Annotated in this window: 19 protein-coding genes; 7 read left to right on the top strand and 12 right to left on the bottom strand. The window is 67.9% G+C overall.

Features of this window, described 5'->3' with window-relative positions:
• Positions 1-22: 22 nt before the first annotated feature.
• Positions 23-955 carry an AraC family transcriptional regulator gene (locus tag ACQPYH_RS43885; protein ID WP_432884444.1) on the bottom strand — a complete coding sequence of 311 codons (933 nt, stop codon included), beginning with the start codon at positions 953-955 and terminating at the stop codon, positions 23-25.
• A 91-nt stretch (positions 956-1,046) separates the two neighbouring features.
• Between ACQPYH_RS43885 and ACQPYH_RS43880 the strand changes: the two genes are divergently transcribed.
• Complete coding sequence (locus ACQPYH_RS43880; RefSeq protein WP_432884442.1) at positions 1,047-1,880, top strand: NAD(P)H-binding protein; 834 nt, start codon at positions 1,047-1,049, stop codon at positions 1,878-1,880.
• Between the two features lie 54 nt (positions 1,881-1,934).
• On the opposite strand, the gene ACQPYH_RS43875 is transcribed toward ACQPYH_RS43880, so the two are convergent.
• From ACQPYH_RS43875 to ACQPYH_RS43865, 3 genes are all read right to left on the bottom strand, one after another.
• Positions 1,935-3,092: a hypothetical protein gene (locus ACQPYH_RS43875; protein ID WP_432884440.1), complete on the bottom strand. Its 1,158-nt coding sequence runs from the start codon at positions 3,090-3,092 to the stop codon at positions 1,935-1,937.
• Positions 3,093-3,185: 93 nt separating this feature from the next.
• A complete protein-coding gene (locus tag ACQPYH_RS43870) occupies positions 3,186-3,986 on the bottom strand; it encodes an ABC transporter permease (protein ID WP_432884438.1) in 801 nt (266 codons plus the stop codon).
• On the bottom strand, positions 3,986-4,939 hold the full coding sequence (locus ACQPYH_RS43865; protein ID WP_432884435.1) for an ATP-binding cassette domain-containing protein: 954 nt from the start codon (positions 4,937-4,939) through the stop codon (positions 3,986-3,988). Before ACQPYH_RS43865 ends, ACQPYH_RS43870 begins: the two co-directional genes overlap by 1 nt.
• Before the next feature lie 89 nt (positions 4,940-5,028).
• Between ACQPYH_RS43865 and ACQPYH_RS43860 the strand changes: the two genes are divergently transcribed.
• Together ACQPYH_RS43860 and ACQPYH_RS43855 are read left to right on the top strand one after the other, a co-directional pair.
• On the top strand, positions 5,029-5,991 hold the full coding sequence (locus ACQPYH_RS43860) for a helix-turn-helix transcriptional regulator (protein ID WP_432884432.1): 963 nt from the start codon (positions 5,029-5,031) through the stop codon (positions 5,989-5,991).
• The gene (locus ACQPYH_RS43855; RefSeq protein WP_432884429.1) at positions 5,988-6,572 is read left to right on the top strand and encodes a YdeI/OmpD-associated family protein; all 585 of its coding nucleotides are present in this window, start codon (positions 5,988-5,990) and stop codon (positions 6,570-6,572) included. The genes ACQPYH_RS43860 and ACQPYH_RS43855 overlap by 4 nt, the downstream gene beginning before the upstream one ends.
• Here ACQPYH_RS43855 and ACQPYH_RS43850 read toward each other — a convergent pair.
• The 6 genes from ACQPYH_RS43850 to ACQPYH_RS43825 form a co-directional block, all read right to left on the bottom strand.
• Positions 6,569-6,913, bottom strand: a complete 345-nt coding sequence (locus tag ACQPYH_RS43850; protein WP_432884426.1) for a cupin domain-containing protein — start codon at positions 6,911-6,913, stop codon at positions 6,569-6,571. The two genes, ACQPYH_RS43855 and ACQPYH_RS43850, sit on opposite strands and share 4 nt — an antisense overlap.
• Positions 6,914-6,981: 68 nt before the next feature.
• Positions 6,982-7,791 carry a phytanoyl-CoA dioxygenase family protein gene (locus ACQPYH_RS43845; RefSeq protein WP_432884423.1) on the bottom strand — a complete coding sequence of 270 codons (810 nt, stop codon included), beginning with the start codon at positions 7,789-7,791 and terminating at the stop codon, positions 6,982-6,984.
• 84 nt (positions 7,792-7,875) lie between these two features.
• Positions 7,876-8,829 (bottom strand): prolyl aminopeptidase, encoded by a 954-nt coding sequence (gene pip / locus ACQPYH_RS43840; protein WP_432884421.1) that lies wholly within the window; start codon positions 8,827-8,829, stop codon positions 7,876-7,878.
• Between the two features lie 2 nt (positions 8,830-8,831).
• Complete coding sequence (locus ACQPYH_RS43835) at positions 8,832-9,740, bottom strand: UbiA prenyltransferase family protein (protein ID WP_432884418.1); 909 nt, start codon at positions 9,738-9,740, stop codon at positions 8,832-8,834.
• A gap of 63 nt (positions 9,741-9,803) precedes the next feature.
• A complete protein-coding gene (locus ACQPYH_RS43830; protein ID WP_432884415.1) occupies positions 9,804-10,637 on the bottom strand; it encodes a Vgb family protein in 834 nt (277 codons plus the stop codon).
• A complete protein-coding gene (locus ACQPYH_RS43825) occupies positions 10,624-12,201 on the bottom strand; it encodes an ABC-F family ATP-binding cassette domain-containing protein (RefSeq protein WP_432884412.1) in 1,578 nt (525 codons plus the stop codon). The genes ACQPYH_RS43830 and ACQPYH_RS43825 overlap by 14 nt, the downstream gene beginning before the upstream one ends.
• A gap of 103 nt (positions 12,202-12,304) precedes the next feature.
• Here ACQPYH_RS43825 and ACQPYH_RS43820 point away from each other — a divergent pair, with 103 nt between their 5' ends.
• Both ACQPYH_RS43820 and ACQPYH_RS43815 read left to right on the top strand, forming a co-directional pair.
• A complete protein-coding gene (locus ACQPYH_RS43820) occupies positions 12,305-12,883 on the top strand; it encodes a TetR/AcrR family transcriptional regulator (RefSeq protein ID WP_432884409.1) in 579 nt (192 codons plus the stop codon).
• A gap of 63 nt (positions 12,884-12,946) precedes the next feature.
• A complete protein-coding gene (locus ACQPYH_RS43815; RefSeq protein WP_432884406.1) occupies positions 12,947-13,654 on the top strand; it encodes a VOC family protein in 708 nt (235 codons plus the stop codon).
• A gap of 5 nt (positions 13,655-13,659) precedes the next feature.
• Here ACQPYH_RS43815 and ACQPYH_RS43810 read toward each other — a convergent pair whose 3' ends face one another.
• Positions 13,660-15,195: an LCP family protein gene (locus tag ACQPYH_RS43810; protein ID WP_432884404.1), complete on the bottom strand. Its 1,536-nt coding sequence runs from the start codon at positions 15,193-15,195 to the stop codon at positions 13,660-13,662.
• Positions 15,196-15,243: 48 nt separating this feature from the next.
• Between ACQPYH_RS43810 and ACQPYH_RS43805 the strand changes: the two genes are divergently transcribed.
• Together ACQPYH_RS43805 and ACQPYH_RS43800 are read left to right on the top strand one after the other, a co-directional pair.
• Entirely contained in the window at positions 15,244-15,720 is a 477-nt protein-coding gene (locus ACQPYH_RS43805; protein WP_432884402.1) for a GNAT family N-acetyltransferase, read from the top strand.
• Between the two features lie 92 nt (positions 15,721-15,812).
• Entirely contained in the window at positions 15,813-16,622 is an 810-nt protein-coding gene (locus ACQPYH_RS43800; RefSeq protein WP_432884399.1) for a DUF3152 domain-containing protein, read from the top strand.
• Here the strand turns inward: ACQPYH_RS43800 and ACQPYH_RS43795 are convergent.
• Positions 16,613-16,978, bottom strand: a complete 366-nt coding sequence (locus ACQPYH_RS43795; protein WP_432884396.1) for a VOC family protein — start codon at positions 16,976-16,978, stop codon at positions 16,613-16,615. The two genes, ACQPYH_RS43800 and ACQPYH_RS43795, sit on opposite strands and share 10 nt — an antisense overlap.
• Positions 16,979-17,028: the final 50 nt, after the last annotated feature.

Here is a 17,028-nt window from a genome sequence, read left to right as displayed (position 1 = left end):
TTGAACTCCGGGGTTTAGGCTTTCACGCCGCCCGGCGGTGGTCCGTAGGCGTGATCCCGCGGACCCGCTTGAACGCAACGCTCAAAGCGAATGCGTTCGCGTAGCCGACCCGCCGGGCGATCGTCTCGACCGTGTCCCGGGTCGACCGGAGCTGATCGGCCGCGAGCGTGATCCGCCAGCCGGTCAGATAGCTCATCGGCGCCTCGCCCACCACCGCGGTAAATCGCCTGGCCAGCGAGGCCCGCGATACCCCGACCCGGTCGGCGAGATCGGTGACGTTCCACGGGTGCGCCGGATCCTCGTGCAGCAAGCGCAACGCAGTACCGGCGACTGGATCGGTCTGCGCCTGGTACCACCCCGGCGCGTGCGAGTCCGGCCGGTCGAACCACGCTCGCAACGTCGTGATCAGGGCCAGGTCGAGCCATCGGTCCAGCACGGTCTGTTGCCCGACCGCATCGCGCTGGATCTCACTCGTGATCATCTCCATGACCGACCCGGCGACCGCCGCGGCCGGTACGACGAGCACCGGCGGCAATGCGGTCACCAGTCGCCGGCTGACATCGCCCGCCACTTGATAGGTGCCGCTGGCAACCATCACCTCGCCCGATTTGCGGCTGCCGTACGTCCGTACGCCGAGCCGCGCGGAGTAGTCGGCCGGTGCCCCGGGCAACGGTTCGCAGATGCCGCCGGGGTGGATCCGCAGTTGCGGCGCGGTGTGCGCGCTGTCGCCGACGACGTACGGCTGTGGACCGGTGAAGATCGCGACGTCGCCCTGCTCCAGCCGTTGTGGCGCGGTCCCTTCGCGGGTCACCCAGCCCGAGCCGCGGACGAGGGTCGCGAGCGCGAGCGGCGCCTCGTCCCGGATCTCCAGCGCCCACGGCAGATCCAGGATCGTCAGGTTGAACACCCCGTCCTGGGCGCGGGTCCCGGCCAGCAGTTCGTCGAGCACGTCCATGCGAGGAGAGTACGCCATGGTGAGCGCCTCGAACATCGAATTGCGCCACATAGCCATGGTTTGTCTCACTCACGACCGCTGAACTTGATACATGACACCGATACTGATCCTCAGTGGCAAAGGCAAGACCGGCCGTCGCGTCGCGGCGCAACTCGATGCGCGGGAGGTCCCGTACCGCCTGGCCTCACGTTCCACCGAGCCGCGGTTCGACTGGTACGACGAGAGCACCTGGGCGCCGACGATCGCCGGCGCGGAGACGGCGTACCTCGCGCCGCCCGTCGGACCGACCGGGCTCGCGCAAGCAGGAAAGTTCATCGAGCAAGCCGACGGGCTGCGGCGCCTGGTCCTGCTGTCCGGTCGCGGCGTCGGCAGTCCGGGTCGCGACTTCGCCGTGTACGACGGCCAGCTGGAGCTGGAGAACATCGTCAAGGCGAGCGGCCTGGACTGGACCATCGTGCAGCCGGCTTGGTTCGCGCAGGGTTTCAGCGAGGACTTCCTCCAGTACCACGTGCTCGCCGGCGAGATCCGACTGTCCGCCGGCACCGGCGCCGAGGCCTGGATCGACACCAACGACGTCGGCGACGTAATGACCACGGCGCTTCTGGACGAGTCGTACGTCGGCCGGACCGTCACAATCTCCGGCCCGCGCACCCTCACCATGACCGAGATCGCCGACGAACTCTCCGCCGCCACCGGCCGCCCGATCACGTACGTCGACCTCGAGCCGGAGGCACACGTTGCCGAACTCATCGAGCAGGGCCTGATCCAGGAAGACGCCGACGCGGTGCGCGACCTGTTCGCGGTGATCCGCAACCACCGCTCGGAGTACGTCTCCGACGGTGTCGAGCAGGTCCTCGGCCGCGCGCCGCGTGACTTCACCGACTGGGCGCGCGAGACCGCGAAGACCGGAGTCTGGTCGGTCTGAACAGGCAGAAGCCCTCGCGCCCACCTGAAGGTGCGAGGGCTTCTGCCTGGACTACTACTTGTGCTGCAGCGAGACCCACTCGTCGTGGGTGATCTCCTGCAGCTCCGACGCCGGCGTCTTGGTGCGGGGCGTCGTACCCCCACCGACGGCGCCGCCGCCGAAGACGATGTTCGCCCAGTTGTTCTGCGCGATCAGGATCGACGTGGTCTTGTCGCCGTTGATGTCCGCGGCGGTCGTCGTGTCGGTGGTGCCACCGTCGCAGTTCCAGTCGATCGGCTGGTTCGCCGCGCCGGCCGTGGTCCGGGTCGAGCCGTTCGGGCACTTCCAACTCGTCTTGTACCCAGCGCCCAGGCTGCCGAGGCCGACGGTCTCGTCCGGTCGGGCCTCGTTGATCGACGTCGGCTGGACGTTCGAGTAGCCCCAGTACTTCGTGCCGTCGGACTTGAGCACACCGCCGAGCTGGAACGAATAGTTCATCACGCTCAGGTAGTTCGGCTTGTAGTTCAGGTTGTCGGTGCCGCCGTGCTTCAGGCCGATGTTGTGGCCGAGCTCGTGGACGAAGGTACCGACGTTCGTGTCGTCGGTCGCGTTCCACCCGCACTTCGGGCCGACCGTGACGATGAATGTGTCGTTCGGGATGTTGAACGCCTGGCCGCTGCTGCAGCCGCCGTCGTAGCTGTCTCCCCAGATCATGTAGTGGAAGACCGCCTTGCGGACCGCGGCGAAGTTGGCCGCCTTGATCGCGTTGGTCTGGGTCGCCGACGGGTTGAGGTCATCGTCGTACGTGACCTCGTTGCCGCCGCCGAGGTTGTACGCCGCGCCGCGGGCGGCACCTGCGTCGAGGTGGATCTTGACGCCGGTCGTGCCGTCCGGGTTGCTCACCGGCGCACTCGCGAAGACCTGGACGATCCGGTCGAGTGCCGCCGTACTGGCGAGCCGGCCGGACATGTAGTCCATCTCGACGAACAGATCCTTCTTCTTCGGGTTCGCACCCATCGCGGGCAGGTCCACATCGACGACGCCGTCGCCGTTCGCGTCGTACCCGTTCGTCTCCCATGCGTCGGGCAGGGAGTCGCCGTCGGTGTCGGTCGCGGCTACGACTGTCCTTGCGTTCTCGGCGGATGGAGCCGGAGCCGCCACCGCACTCGAGGTTGCGAGCGCGGCGGCGGCCAGCGAAGTCAGGACAGCGAGCAAGGCGGGGCGGGGCCTCATCAGATCTCCTTGGGGGCGGTGGGTGATCTGAGCGCTACCGTAGGTGATTTTCAGCGCTGACAACGGCCCAGTCGGGCCACTGGCTCAATTGGGTCACGCGGCCGAGCGGAGCATCGCCCGGATGCCGACGGTCAGTCCGAGTGCCGCGGTCACGATCGCCGCGACCAATCCCCAGAGCACGGTGCTCGACCACACGTCGCCCGAGAAGAGGGTCCGCTCGGCGTCGACGAGGTACGACAGCGGGTTGAACTTCGATGCCACCCGCATCCATCCCGGACCGGTGTCCAGCGGCAGCAACATCCCGGACAGGATCATCAACGGGAACAGGAAGGTCTGCTGTACGACCCAGAACATCCAGTCCTGCTTGCGAACGGCGATCGCCAGCGCGTAGCTGAACGAACCGAGCCCGACGCCGAACACCGCGAGCAGCGCCAGCCCGACCAGCGCACCACCGACGTGCAGGTCGAACGCGAACGGCGTCATCACCGCGATCACGATCACCGCCTGCCCGAACAGCGGCACCATCTCCTTCAGCGCGCGTCCGATCAGCAGCGAGGAACGGGACAACGGCGTGACCAGCATCCGCTCGTGTGCACCGGTCTGGAACTCGAACAGCAGGTTCGCGCCGGTGGTCGACGTGCCGAAGAGCGTGGTCATCACCAGGATCGACGGGACGAACCACTGCCAGACGCCGGCGCCGAACGTAGCGCCCATCGAGCCCGACAGCAGCGGTCCGAACAGGGCGAGGAACACCAGCGGCTGGATCATCCCGAACAGCAAAGAGAACGGGTCACGCAGTACCGGCTTCAACTCGCGCGTCATCACGATCCGGATGTCACGCAACAGGTGCCGGTCCGCAACGAACGCCGGCTCGGAAACGGTCAGGGTGGTCATCAGGCTGCCTCTCGTAGGTTCCGGCCGGTCAGGTTGAGGAAGACGTCGTCGAGAGTCGGCCGATGTACCTGTGCCGAGGCGATCGGTACGCCGTCGTGCTGGGCGGCCGCGATCAGTTCGGGCAGCGCCGCCGGGCCGTCCGCGACCCGGACGCTGAGCTCGTCGCCAACGGCAACGACTTCGCGGGCCCCGGGCAACTTCTCCGCAAGCACCGTCAGCTGTGAGAGGTTGTCAGGAGCAACAGTCAGGGCGAGCCGGTCACCGGCGAGCTTGGCCTTCAGCGCACTCGCGGTGTCGTCGGCGATCACCTCGCCGTGATCCACGACAACCACCCGCTCGGCCATGGTGTCGGCCTCGTCCAGGTAGTGCGTGGTCAGCACGATCGTCATCGCGTGCTCCTCGCGCATCCGCAGGATGTGGTCCCACAGATTGGCGCGGTTCTGCGGGTCGAGGCCGGTCGACGGCTCGTCCAGGAACAGCAGTGACGGCGCGTGGACGAGCCCCATCGCGACGTCGAGCCGTCGGCGCTGGCCACCGGACAGTTCGGACACCTTGCGCTGCGCCAGCTCACGCAGCTCCAGCGCGTCGAGCAGCTCGTCCGCCCGCTTCCTCGCGGCGCGACGGTCGAGTCCGTAGATCACGCCTTGCCCGTGGAGTTCGTCGCCGACCCGTTGGGTGTGGCCGGCGCCGTTGCCCTGGCCGACGTACCCGATCCGACGACGGACCTGGCTGGGCTGCGTCGTCACGTCGTACCCGGCGACCGTCGCGGTGCCCGCGGTCGGGGTGATCAAGGTCGTGAGCATGCGCAGGGTGGTGGTCTTTCCGGCGCCGTTCGGGCCGAGGACGGCGACCAGCTCGCCGGGTTCGACGTCCAGGCTGATGCCGCGGACGGCGTGCACGGTCTCGGTACGGCTCACCACGAAATCCCGGGTGAGCGCTCGGGTGCTGATCACGGCTGGGCTCCTTCGGTTGGACTTGATGAGCACGACATTTCCAGCAGTAGCGGTCAGGTTCTGTCCCTTACTCATGCGAAGCTGAAGTCATGTCCGAAACCTCTGCTCGACTCCTCGCGCTGCTGTCGCTGCTGCAGGCACGGCGCGATTGGCCGGGCGCCTTGCTCGCCGAGCGACTCGAGGTCAGCTCACGGACGGTCCGCCGCGATGTCGATCGGCTGCGCGACCTGGGCTACCCGGTGCGTGCGAGCAAGGGGCCTGACGGCGGTTACCGCCTGGACGCGGGGGCCGACCTGCCGCCGCTGCTGTTCGACGACGACCAGGCGATCGCGGTCGCGGTCGCCCTGCAGACCGCGACGACCACGGTCACCGGGATCGAGGAGGGCGCGTTGCGTGCGCTCGCCACCGTCCGTCAGGTGATGCCGGCGCGCTTGCGGCAGCGGGTCGATGCGTTGCAGGTGACGACGGTCGATCGGTACGCGAACCGGCGTACGACGGTCGACTCGGAGAAGCTGATCGCGATCGGGATGGCGGTGCGTGCGCAGGAGGTGCTGCGGTTCGACTACGCGTCACCCGGTGCACCGGACGAGTGGGTGCCGCCGCGCAAGGTGGAACCGCATCACCTCGTGACGTGGGGTGGACGCTGGTACCTGGTCGGTTGGGACCTGGATCGGAAGGACTGGCGGACGTTCCGGGTCGACCGGATGACGCCGAAGACACCGACCGGTCCGCGGTTCACCCAGCGCGAACTCCCGGCGCCGGACGTGGCGACGTACATCTCGAGTCGGTTCCATGGCCAGGACCAGAATCCGTGCAAGGGCGAGGCGATCCTGCAGGCGAAGGCGTCGGACATCTCGCAGTGGGCGGGCCGCGGTGCGTTCGTCGAGGAGATCACGCCGACGAGTTGCCGGCTCGTGCTCACCGCGTGGTCGTGGACGGGGCTGGCTGCGACGTTCGGGATGTTCGAGTGCGACCTGGAGTTCGTCGGTCCGCAGGAGTTGAAGGATGCCGCGGCCCAACTGGCCGCCCGCTATCAGGAGGCTGCGTCATGAGTACCGAACTGATCGTTGTGGACGCCGGCGCCTGGCAGTCATGGCTGCACGAACATCACGGGTCGTCGGACGGTGTCTGGCTTGTGCTCGCGAAGAAGAACGTGACGATGCCGACGAGCCTCACGTACGCCGAGGCGCTCGAGGAAGCCTTGTGCCACGGGTGGATCGACGGGCAGCGCAAGAGCCGCGACGAGCTGACCTTCATCCAGCGGTACACCCCGCGCCGCGCGCAAAGCATGTGGTCGAAGCGGAACGTGGACCTCGTCGCGCGGATGGAGGAGGAAGGCCGGATGCGCCCGGCCGGGCGTGCGGAGATCGAGCGCGCCAAGTCCGACGGCCGCTGGGACAAGGCGTACGGCGGGGCCAGTTCTCAGGAGGTCCCGGACGACCTCGCCGCAGCCCTGGCCGCGGAGCCGCGCGCACAGGCGATGTTCGAGATCCTGACCAGCGCGAACCGGTTCGCCGTCGTGTTCCGCGTGACCGGCGCCAAGAAGCCCGAGACGAGGACCAAGCGGATCACGCAGTTTGTCGAGCAGTTGTCCCGCGGCGAGACGATCTATCCGCAGAAGCGGACGCTCTAGATCAGGTCGAGCGTCGCGTCCTGGCCGGCGGTGAGCGGGAAGTAGGCGAGGAACGTGACGCCCTCATCCTCGGTGTCGAAGCGGGAGATCCTGTCGACCGCGGGCTCGTAGAACACGTCGCCGGGGTGCAGGATCTGGACCTCGCCGTCGGCGGCCTGCTGGTAGACCGCCTTGCCCGAGACGATGTTGCCGAACACGGGGCCGTTGTGGACGTGGGCGCCGAGCGCGGTATGCGGCTCGATCGTGATCCGGCGTACCTCGACGTGCTGCACCGGGAGCGGCTCCGGCAGGTGCTGGTCGAGGACGACGGCGCGGCTGATCGGTGACTCTGCTGAGGTCATGGCAGCATCGTACATACCAATAGGTACAGAAGTCGTCCGGGTTTGTCCGACCGACGGTGCGGGGTGGATCAATAGAGGACCGGGTTGAGCGGGGAGGAGATGGTCTCGCCGGGCTCGTTGCCGGGCATCCAGTGGGCCAGGTCGAGCTTCTGGTTCTCGTTCACCGGCGCCGAGATCTCCATCGCGGCGTCGACGTAGATCACGGTCATCACGCGGCGCGGGATGTCGGTGGTGTTCGGCGGCGCGTGGTGAAAGGTCCAGCCGAGGTGGTAGCTCACCTCGCCGAGCTCGAACGGCTCGGAGATCTCCGCGAACTCCTGCTCGGCCAGTGTCTCCTGCAGCACGCGCTCCGACTCGTCGCTGATCGGCAGGTCGCGACCGTGCTCGAACGTGTGGCTGCCGGCCGCGAACGACAGCGGACCCATCTCCATCGGAGTCTCCTGCAGCGGGACCCAGACGGTGACGCAGCGGTCGGTCGCGAACGGCCAGTAGTACTGGTCCGCGTGCCAGGGCGTGACTCCGCCGCCGGACTCCTTGTAGAGCGCCTGGTCGTGGTACAGCCGGACCGACTGCACGCCCAGCAACTGCGACGCGATCCGCGCCAGCCGCGGTGACGACACGAACTCGAGCACGCGCTCACTGTCCTGCCACAGGTTCGTCACCTGCAGGAACGCCTTGCCGTAGGTGTCTCGCTCCTCGAGCGGCAGGTGCTGCGTGTTCAGCTCGATCACCTTGCCGGTGATCTCCGGTTCGTACGCCGCGATCGTGTCGGGACTCAGCACATTCTTCAGCTTCACGAATCCGTGCTGGGCGAAGTGCGCGATATCGGACCGGCTGAGGGTGTAGTCGGTCTCGAGATCCGGGCGGGTCAGAGTCATGGGACTCAAGGGTTCATGAACGTTTCATCGCTGTAAAGATCAGTGATCAAATCTTTGCTCATCGTGCAGGTGCACGTGAACCGGTCAGGACCGTAACCCAAAACGCTCCAACGCATCCAGGATCAACTCCTGTGTGCGTTGGCCGCCGGCACCGTGGCCCTCCTGGTCGACCAGGTGCAGTTCGGCATCCGGCCACGCTTGAGCCATCAGCCAGGCGATGTCCGGCGGGCCGCTGATGTCGAGCCGGCCATGGATCAGCACCCCGGGGATCCCAGCCAGCTTCCCTGCCTCCCGAAGCAGAACGCCTTCCTCGAGCCAGGCCGCGTTGGCCCAGTAATGCGTGACGAGCCGGGCGAATCGCAGGCGGAACACGGGATCGTCGTACCGCGTGTCCGGCCGCCAGCCGGGATGTGTGCGGACGTGCGTGTCCTCCCAGTCGCACCAGTCACGGGCGGCCTTCTCGCGTACGGCGGGGTCCGGGTCGTGCAGGAGACGGCTGTAGGCCAAGGGGAGATTGCCGTCGCGCTGGTCCTCCGGTACGCCGTCGCGGAAGCGGGCCCATTCCTCGGGGAAGATCCGCCCCATGTCGCGGGTGATCCACTCGACCTCGCGCCGGGTGGCATTCGTGACGCTGAACAGCACGATCTCGGAGATCGCCTCCGGGTGCTTCTCGGCGTACGCGAGCCCGAGCGACGCACCATGCGATGCACCGAGCAGCAGCCACTTCTCGATCCCGAGCTCCTGGCGTAGTTGCTCGAAGTCCGCGATCAAGTGCCAGGTGGTGTTGGTGCTCAGATCGACGTCCGGCTCGGCGGCATCCGGCGTACTCCGCTCGCAGTTGCGCTGATCAACCAGCACGATCTTGTACTTCGCGGGGTCGAAGTACCTGCGCCAGCCCGCACCGGCGCCGGAGCCCGGCCCGCCGTGGATGACCAGCGCGGGCTTGCCGTCAGGGTTGCCGCAGACCTCCCAGTACACGCGGTTGCCGTCGCCGACGTCGAGGAGGCCGTGGGCGTAGGGCTCGATGTCCGGGTACATGCTCAGAGGACTCCCGTGTAGGTGAGGGCGAATGTCCCGCAGGGGAAGAGGAAGAGGGATGCGAGGACGATGATGCCCTTGAAGGACTGGCCCGGGCCAATGAGTTTGCGGTAGGCGGCGACGAGGACGGGGACCATCACGACCTCGAGCGGGAGCATGCTGCGGGGGATGATCGTCGCGGTTGCGGCGAGTACGACGGAGAGCGCGGCGGCTGCGATCCAGGCTGCGTAGCCGATGCGGTACGTCGTGCGTGGGCCGAAGCGGACCGCGATCGTTTGGTAGCCGGCGGCTCGGTCGGCTTCCAGGTCGGCGAGCGTGGTGGGGAGGTAGAGGCCGATGGCGGCGAGCGTGCCCTGGAGGCCCATCAGCCAAGGGAAGTTGCTGAGGTCCGGGTTGATCGCGGCCCAGCCGGCGAGTGGACCGAAGGCGCCGAGCGCGAGCGCGTTGACGGCGACGTCGAAGCCGGCGCGGGTCTTCAGCCGGACCGGCGGGACGGAGTACGCGTAGCCGAGCAGGACGGCCAGCAATACACCGAGGGCAAAGACAACGCCAACGTGCAGGCTCAAGCCGACCGCGGCGACGGCGGCCGCGAAGGCGAGTCGCTTGGCTGCTCGGAGCGTGATACGTCCGTCGAGCAGCGGCGACTTCGCCTTGCGCGGGTTGAGCCGGTCGCTCGGCAGGTCGTACGCGTCGTTCACCGCCAGCACGGCCAGCCACACCAGCGGCCCCATCACCACCGCGCCCACGATCAGCCGCGGCCACTCCTCGACCGGCGGGATCAGCCGATGGGTGGCTAGCAGGATCCCTGTGTAATAAGGAACGATCGACACCACCCAGAACGCCGGCCGCCCCACCGCGATGACGTCACGAACCCGCGCGGTCGTTCCCCGGACCTGCACCACCGTGCTCACAGCACCACTGTCCACCCGCCGGGTGCCCACCGTCCTCCCTCCGCCGGGTGAACCTGCTCACCCTTACGGCTGGATGTGAGCCAAGGAACCCTTCTCCAACGCTACCCACACCGAGTCGCCGTCCACCGCGAGCCCGTGCGGCTCGGAGCCCTCGCCCAGCGCGTACTCGGCAATAACGTTGCCTTGAGCATCCAAGCGCACGAGCGCACCTCCGGCCCACAAGGTGACCCAGCACCCACCGTCAGCAGCCGCCGCAACCGCATGCGGCTTGGAACCAGCAGGCAGAGGGAACTCCTCGATCTTCCCGTCCGCACTGATTCGCCCCACCCGATCGGCCAGGATTTCGACGAACCAAACGCCAGCTGCACCCGCACAGATCCCAACCGGTCCGGCTCCCTCAGTCGGCAGGGGATAGGTAGTGACCGATCCACCAAGAGTCATCCGCCCGATCGCGTTGCCCTGGTTGAGCGTGAACCACAGCTCCCCGTCGTACGACGTGATCATCGCCGGAAACGCGCCACTGATCCCGATCGGGTACGTCGACACCTCGCCGTCGGCCGTCACGCGCCCGAGAGCATCGGCGCTCATCAACGTGCACCACAACGCCCCGTCCGGCCCGACGCACAATCCGTACGGCGCCCCGGCGATCTCGACCGCCGACACCGCGCCGTCGTACCCGATCCGCCCGACCCGACCGTCACCGTTCCGCGTGAACCAGACCGCGTCATCAGGCCCATCGACGATCACGCTCGGACGGGACTCCGGCGCATCGAGGTCGAACTGCCGCCCGGACACCGTCATCACGCGCCCCGTATGAACGAGCGTCGTCCACACCTCACCGCCCGCTACCGCAACGCCGTACGGTCCGTCGCCCACCGCATATTCACTGACTGACATAGTTGTTCTCCTTCAGCTCGATGACCGTGCCACGCCAGCGCGACACGAAGCGCCGGTCATGGCTGACCACGACGAGCGCACCGGCGTACCGGTCGAGCGCCGCCTCCAGTTCCTCCACCAGCACGAGCGACAGGTGGTTGGTCGGCTCGTCGAGCAGCAGGACGTCGTACGGCGTGGTCAGCAACCGCGCCAACGCCAGCCGCCGCCGCTGACCGGTCGACAGCGCGTCGACGCGAGCCCGCAACTGATCCCGACGGAACAACCCCAACCCCGCCGCTCCCGGATGCCGCGCGAGCGCCCGCCGCAACGTCTCGTCCGGCCGTGCCTCGGACACCTCCTGCTGGAGATACCCGATCCGCCCGCGGCGTTCGACGTACCCCGAGGAGGGCTCGAGCGCCCCGGCCAGAACGTCCAGGAACGTCGACTTGCCGACGCCGTTCGGTCCCGTGATCAGCACGCGAGCCCCGGCCGGAACTTCGAGCGAGATCGGCAACAGTCGGTCGTCGACTGCGACAGCAACTGCTTCCAGCTCGGCCGGTTCGCCGGTCGTGCGGATCGACGCGGTGAAGCGCAGCGGCTTCGTCGGCACCGGTGGCGGGTCCTCTTCCAGCCGGCGCAGGCGTTCCTTCGCGTTCCGGATCTTGCTGCGTTCGGCTTCGTTGACGCGTCCGCCCGTCCGGTCGTACGCGACCTTGTTGTTGTCGGTCATCGGCCGCCCGTACGCGACCCGATCGGCAGTGGTACGAACGAGAACCCGCGTCGCCGCGACCTCGTCCTCCCACTCCTGCCGGGCCTGCTCGATCCGCGCCCGCTCGGCCGCCTTCTCGGTCAGGTAGCCCTGGAAGCCGCTGCCGTACCGCGTGATCCGATGCGTGTCGCCGTCCACCTCGAACAGCGTCGACGCAACCCGCTCCAGGAATGCGCGGTCGTGAGACACGACAACCGTCGTACTGCGCCGTGACCGCAAGTGATCCTCCAGCCAGAGAGCGGCCGACACATCGAGGTGGTTGGTCGGCTCGTCCAGCAGCAGGATCTCCGGCGACGACGCGAGTACGGCGGCGAGATGCAGCCGCGCCAACTCGCCACCGGACAACTCGCACAACCGGCGATCACCGGGCAACGTGCTCAACCCGAGCCCGTACGTCGCACGGGCGAATCGCGCGTCGGCGTCGTACCCCTCGCGGAGCTCGAACACCGACTGGAGTTCGCCGTACTCGTCCAGGACGTCGGTGCGTCCGTCAGCGAGCAAGCCTTCCAGCAAACGCATTCGCGACTCGATCCGGCGCAGGTCGGCCAGGGCGTGATCGGCGAGCGCGTTCACGTCGAGGTCGAGCGGCAGCGGATTGTCCTGCGCCAGGAAGCCGATGCTGCCGGCGGCAGTCGCCGTACCGTCCGTGGGTGGCTCGAGACCGGCCAGGATCCGCAGCAGGGTCGACTTGCCGGAGCCGTTCTCGCCGATCAGGCCGCTGACCTGCCCGGGTGGGAAGGCGCAGGTGATCCGGTCGAGCACCAGGCGGTGATCGTAGGACTTGGTGACATCGTGCAGGGACAGCTGGGTAGACATGAGAATGCTCCTGACTCACGCGGGGTTCGGGGTTGGCGAACGGCGGGTCAGAAGATCACGGGGCTGCTCCCTAATGCGACGAATGTTGCGTTAAGATGATGCCATGCTGACGACCGATCGCGCAAGCAGGCCGGGTGGACGGACGGCCCGGGTGCGGTCCGAAGTGCTCGCGGCCGTCGAGGCCGAGCTCGCGGAGCACGGGTACGACGGACTCACGATCGACGCGGTCGCCGTGCGCTCCGGAGTCCATCGCACAACGGTCTACCGCCGCTGGAAGACTGTCGCCGGCCTGCTCGTCGATCTCCTGCGGGCCGGAGCCGACGACTCGTGGGAGCCGGCCGATACAGGTTCGCTCGAGGGCGACCTGATCGCCGTCAACCGCGAGGTGCACGCCGCGCTGACCGCCCGCCCGTCGGTCACCCAGGCCGTGATCGCAGCCTCCTTCCGTACGCCGGAAGCCGCCGAGGCGCTCACGCAGTTCTGGCTGGATCGCTACGAACGCACGGCAATCGTCGTACGGCGGGCCGTCGCGCGCGGCGAGATCCCGGCCGGGGTGGACGCCCACCAACTGTTGCTCACGGCAACCGGTCCGCTCTACCACCAACTCGTCCTGCTCCGCCGTCCGATGTCCCGCACTGCCGCCGATCACCATGCAAGGATCGCTGCGGCGTCGGTCGGCTAAATCTCTTTGCGGCGCCCGTTCCGTCCGCCCTACGGTAGTAGTTCCCGGCGAACAGGAGTCGCGATGAGCGTCCAGATCCACGCACTGTCCTTCGACGCAAAGGATCCTGCCGGGCTGGCGCGGTTCTGGGCCGGTGTGCTCGGGCGAGAGCTAGGTGCGGACGAGACGTCCGTACTGCCCGGCGACGACCTCGCGTTCACTCTGCAATTCCGGCAGAGCGATGTCGTGAAGGACCGGCCGAACCAGATGCACTTCGACCTGACGAGTCGGTCCCTGGAGGACCAGGAGGCAACGGTCGCGCGGGCGTTGGAGCTCGGCGGGCGGCACATCGACATCGGGCAGACGCCCGAGGAGAAGCATGTCGTACTGGCTGACCCCGAGGGCAACGAGTTCTGTGTGATCGAGCCGGGCAACAACTTCCTCGCCGGCACCGGAGTCATCGGCGCACTGTCGTCCGACGGCAGCCAGGCCGTGGGGTACTTCTGGAGCAAGGCGCTCGACTGGCCGCTGGTCTGGGACCAGGACGAGGAGACCGCGATCCAGTCGCCGCAGGGCGGGTCGAAGATCAGTTGGGGCGGTCCGCCGGTCGACCCGAAGGCGCCGAAGAACCGCCTGCACCTCGACCTCGTGCCGTCCGGCGATCCTGAGGCCGAGGTCGAGCGGCTGATCGGACTCGGCGCGACGCGGCACGAGAGCGGTCAGGCACACCCCGACGGGATCGAGCTGGCCGACCCGGACGGCAACGAGTTCTGCATCCTGACCGCACGCTGACGGGCCTAGCCGGGCGGGCCGGGGTTGTAGGCACAGGCCGAGGTCAGGTCGTCGGCCGCGGGCTTGGGGGTGGTGCGGGGCTGGGCCGCCGTCGAGGGCTTGCTCGAGGGCTTGGCCGTCGTGGTCCTGCGCGGCGTCGCGGGCTTCGGGTCGAGCGCCTGCGCGACGATCTCGCGCATGCCGGCGTAGTTCGGGTCGCGGCCGTTCGGGAAGTTCTTCTTCTTGTCCAGGTCGATGTTCGAGATCTTGGCGGTCTTGACCCGCTCGCCGAGGGTGACGAAGTCGCCCAGCAGCTTCTGCGGGATATCGGTGCGGACCAGCTTCTCGCCTGCCGCTGCGACCGCCTCGAAGTTGGCGAGCACGTTCTGCGGGGTGGCGCGTTCGACGAGAGCCTTGACCGCGCAGCGCTGGCGAGCCTGCCGAGCGAGGTCGGCGGTCGGTACGTGGTACCGGCCGCGGGCGAACCAGAGCGCGTCGGTCCCCATCAGGTGCTTGTTCGGCCCGGGCTGGAGGTAGCGGCTCGGCGGAACCTTGTCGTCGTCGCTGCCGCCGACCGGGACCGGGTAGTTGATGTTCACCGTGATCCCGCCGAGCGCCTCGACCAACTGCGCGAACCCGGCTAGGTCGACCTGCACGTAGTAGTGGATCTTCAGCCCGAGCGCCTCGCCGACCGATACCTTCAGGATGTCCGCGCCCTCGTTGTCCGACGGCCCGAGGATGCCGGGATGCAGTTTCGGGATGTTGCGGTACATCGCGTCCAGGTAGAACTCCGACTGCTCCTTGCTGGGATCGATGCTCGGGTCCCAGAACCCGGTCGGGTAGATCTTGTGCAACGGTGAGTCGGCCGGGAACGGCATCCGCATGAAGTTCCGGGTCAGTGAGATCAGCGAGGTGTTGCCCGTCTTGGTGTCGATGCTCGCGACCATCACCGAATCGGTCCGCGTCCCTTTGCGGCCGTCGCCGTCGTCGGCGCCGAGTAACAGCACGTTCAGCCGCGGGATCTGATCCCAGAGGTTCTTGTTGGCGCTGACCGTCGGCCGCGTCACGCTCTTGGACTCCCCGCCGGCGAACACCTTCTTCACCAGGCTCCGCTGCGCCATCAGCGTCTGCGCGCCGCTCGCCGTACCCACCGTCATCGCGAAGCAGACGACGCCGATCACCATCGACCCGGCCAGCCGCGGGACCGGTCCTACCGTCAGCGGCCGGAGCATCTTGTACGACGTGACCAGGACGGCGATCCAGGCGAGCGCGATCGCGCCGAGCCCGGCGATCATCCACAGCAGCAGGCCCGGATTCAGCGCCCACGAGATGACCGCGTCCCGCTTCTCGAGGCCGAGGTACGCCGCTCCGCCGTACAGGGCGAGGCTCGCCGCGATCAGCGTCACGCCGAGCCGGGTCCGGCGGGCGACCAGGTACGCCGTACCGGGGAGCAGGATCCCGAGGACGGCGATCGCCAGCGCCGAGAACGCCGAGTGTCGCCGCGGCCTGACTCTTCGTGCTCGGCTGCTGCGCGACGATCGCTGCGCTCTGCTCGGGGCCATGCCCCCTTCGATTCATTGACTCGGCAAAAAGTTGGCAGGATTGTCCTCGTGAGTGACATTCAGGTACGACGAGCCGGCGCGGATGACGCGGAGTCCCTGGTCCGTTTACGCGGGCTGATGCTCGCTGCGATGGGCAACGACATTGACGGGCCCTGGCAGGCGACCGCCGTCGAGTGGTTCGCCGGGCAGTTGGCCTCACCGGACACGTTCGCGGCGTACGTCGTCGAGGACCCGGACGCCGGGGTCGTAGCAGGGGCCGCAGGCAACGTGTTCGTCCACCCGCCGGGGCCGAGCGACCTGACCACGGTCCGCGGCCACCTGTACAACGTCAGCACCGAGCCTGCCTTCCGCCGGCGCGGTCTGGCCCGCGCCTGCGTGGTCGCGCTGATGGACTGGTTCGAGAACGAGACCGGCGTCGGCCAGGTCGAACTGCACGCGACCGACTACGGCATCGAGCTCTACCGCGACCTCGGCTTCATCGAGGCGAAGTACCCGTCGATGAAGGTCCGGACCGCCAAGGCGTAGCCCGGCCGTGGGTGGAGAAGGGTTTGTGGGCACAGTGGCAAGAAGACAGTGAGGACGCGCCCGACCGGGCGCGGTGTGAGGAGCTCACCGGAATGCGCCGCTGGACTGTTGTCAGGACGATCGGGCTCGCGACTGCGGCGGTGGTCGCGGTCGGAGTGCTGTACGAGTTGCCCGCCAGCCCGCTGTCGCGCCACGGCGACCTCGGGCGGCACGTCGTACCCGCGTCGGTCCAGACGACCGCGCCGGCCTTGGAGTCGCCGGCCGTCTCGCCACGTCGTACGACGAAGCCGGTGGTGCCGGCCGAGGTGATCTCGTACCCGATCGCCGGATCGCAGTCGTACGCCGTGCTGCCCGCGAATCCCGCTGTGATCGGGCGGGGCGGCAGGCTGATGAGGTTCCAGATCGCGATCGAGGGCGGGATCACCGGGGTCGACAAAACGGCGTTCGCGCAGTTCGTGCGGACGACGTACGGCGCGGCGCAGGGGTGGGCTTCGCAGGGGAAGTGGCGGTTCGAGCAGGTCGGGCCGGGGGCGACACCCGACTTCAGGTTGATGCTGGTGACGCCGCGGACGCGGGACGTGATCTGCGGCGGGGGACCGGACCGGTACACGAGCTGCCGGATCGGGGACTCGGTCGTGCTCAACGTCGCGCGCTGGGCGCACGGCGTACCGAACTTCGGCGCGTCGCTGATGACGTACCGGCAGTACATGGTGAACCACGAGACCGGCCACCGGCTCGGCAATGGCCACGAGCTGTGCCCGGGGCCGGGCCAGCCGGCCCCGGTCATGCAGCAGCAGACCCTCGGCCTGCACGGCTGTACGGCGTACGCCTGGCCGTACCTGAACAGCGCCCGCTACTCCGGCCGGCTAGGCCAATACAACGATCCCGTGCCTCACAGCTGAATGATCGAGAGGACGTTGCCTGCCGGGTCCTTGAACCAGGCAATCAACGGGCCCTGGCCGCGGTAGATGCCGGACTCGTCCTGCTCGTTGTTGTAGTGCTCGAACGTGACGCCGCGGCCGGCCAGCTCACGCGCGGTCGCCTCGATATCGGTGACCGGGAAGTTGAGCACGGTGTACTCCGCCGGCACGTGGTTCGGTTTCGGATACACCAGGATGGCGGTGCTACCCGCGATCTTCAGGCGCAACATCCCGTTCTCCTCGCCGACGTCGATCCCCAGCGTGTCGGCATAGAACGCCTTCGCCTTCTCGATGTCGTCCACCGAGAACCCACTGAACGCCTTGCTGTCGTGCAACATCTGATGTCCTCCCTTGATCGCCTGACATCAGCTACGTCGAGACCCACCTT

This window comes from Kribbella sp. CA-245084, from assembly GCF_050942355.1.
Taxonomy (GTDB): Bacteria; Actinomycetota; Actinomycetes; order Propionibacteriales; family Kribbellaceae; genus Kribbella.
The sequence above is the reverse complement of the archived record's forward strand: the minus strand, read 5'-3'. Positions and strand labels throughout refer to the sequence as shown.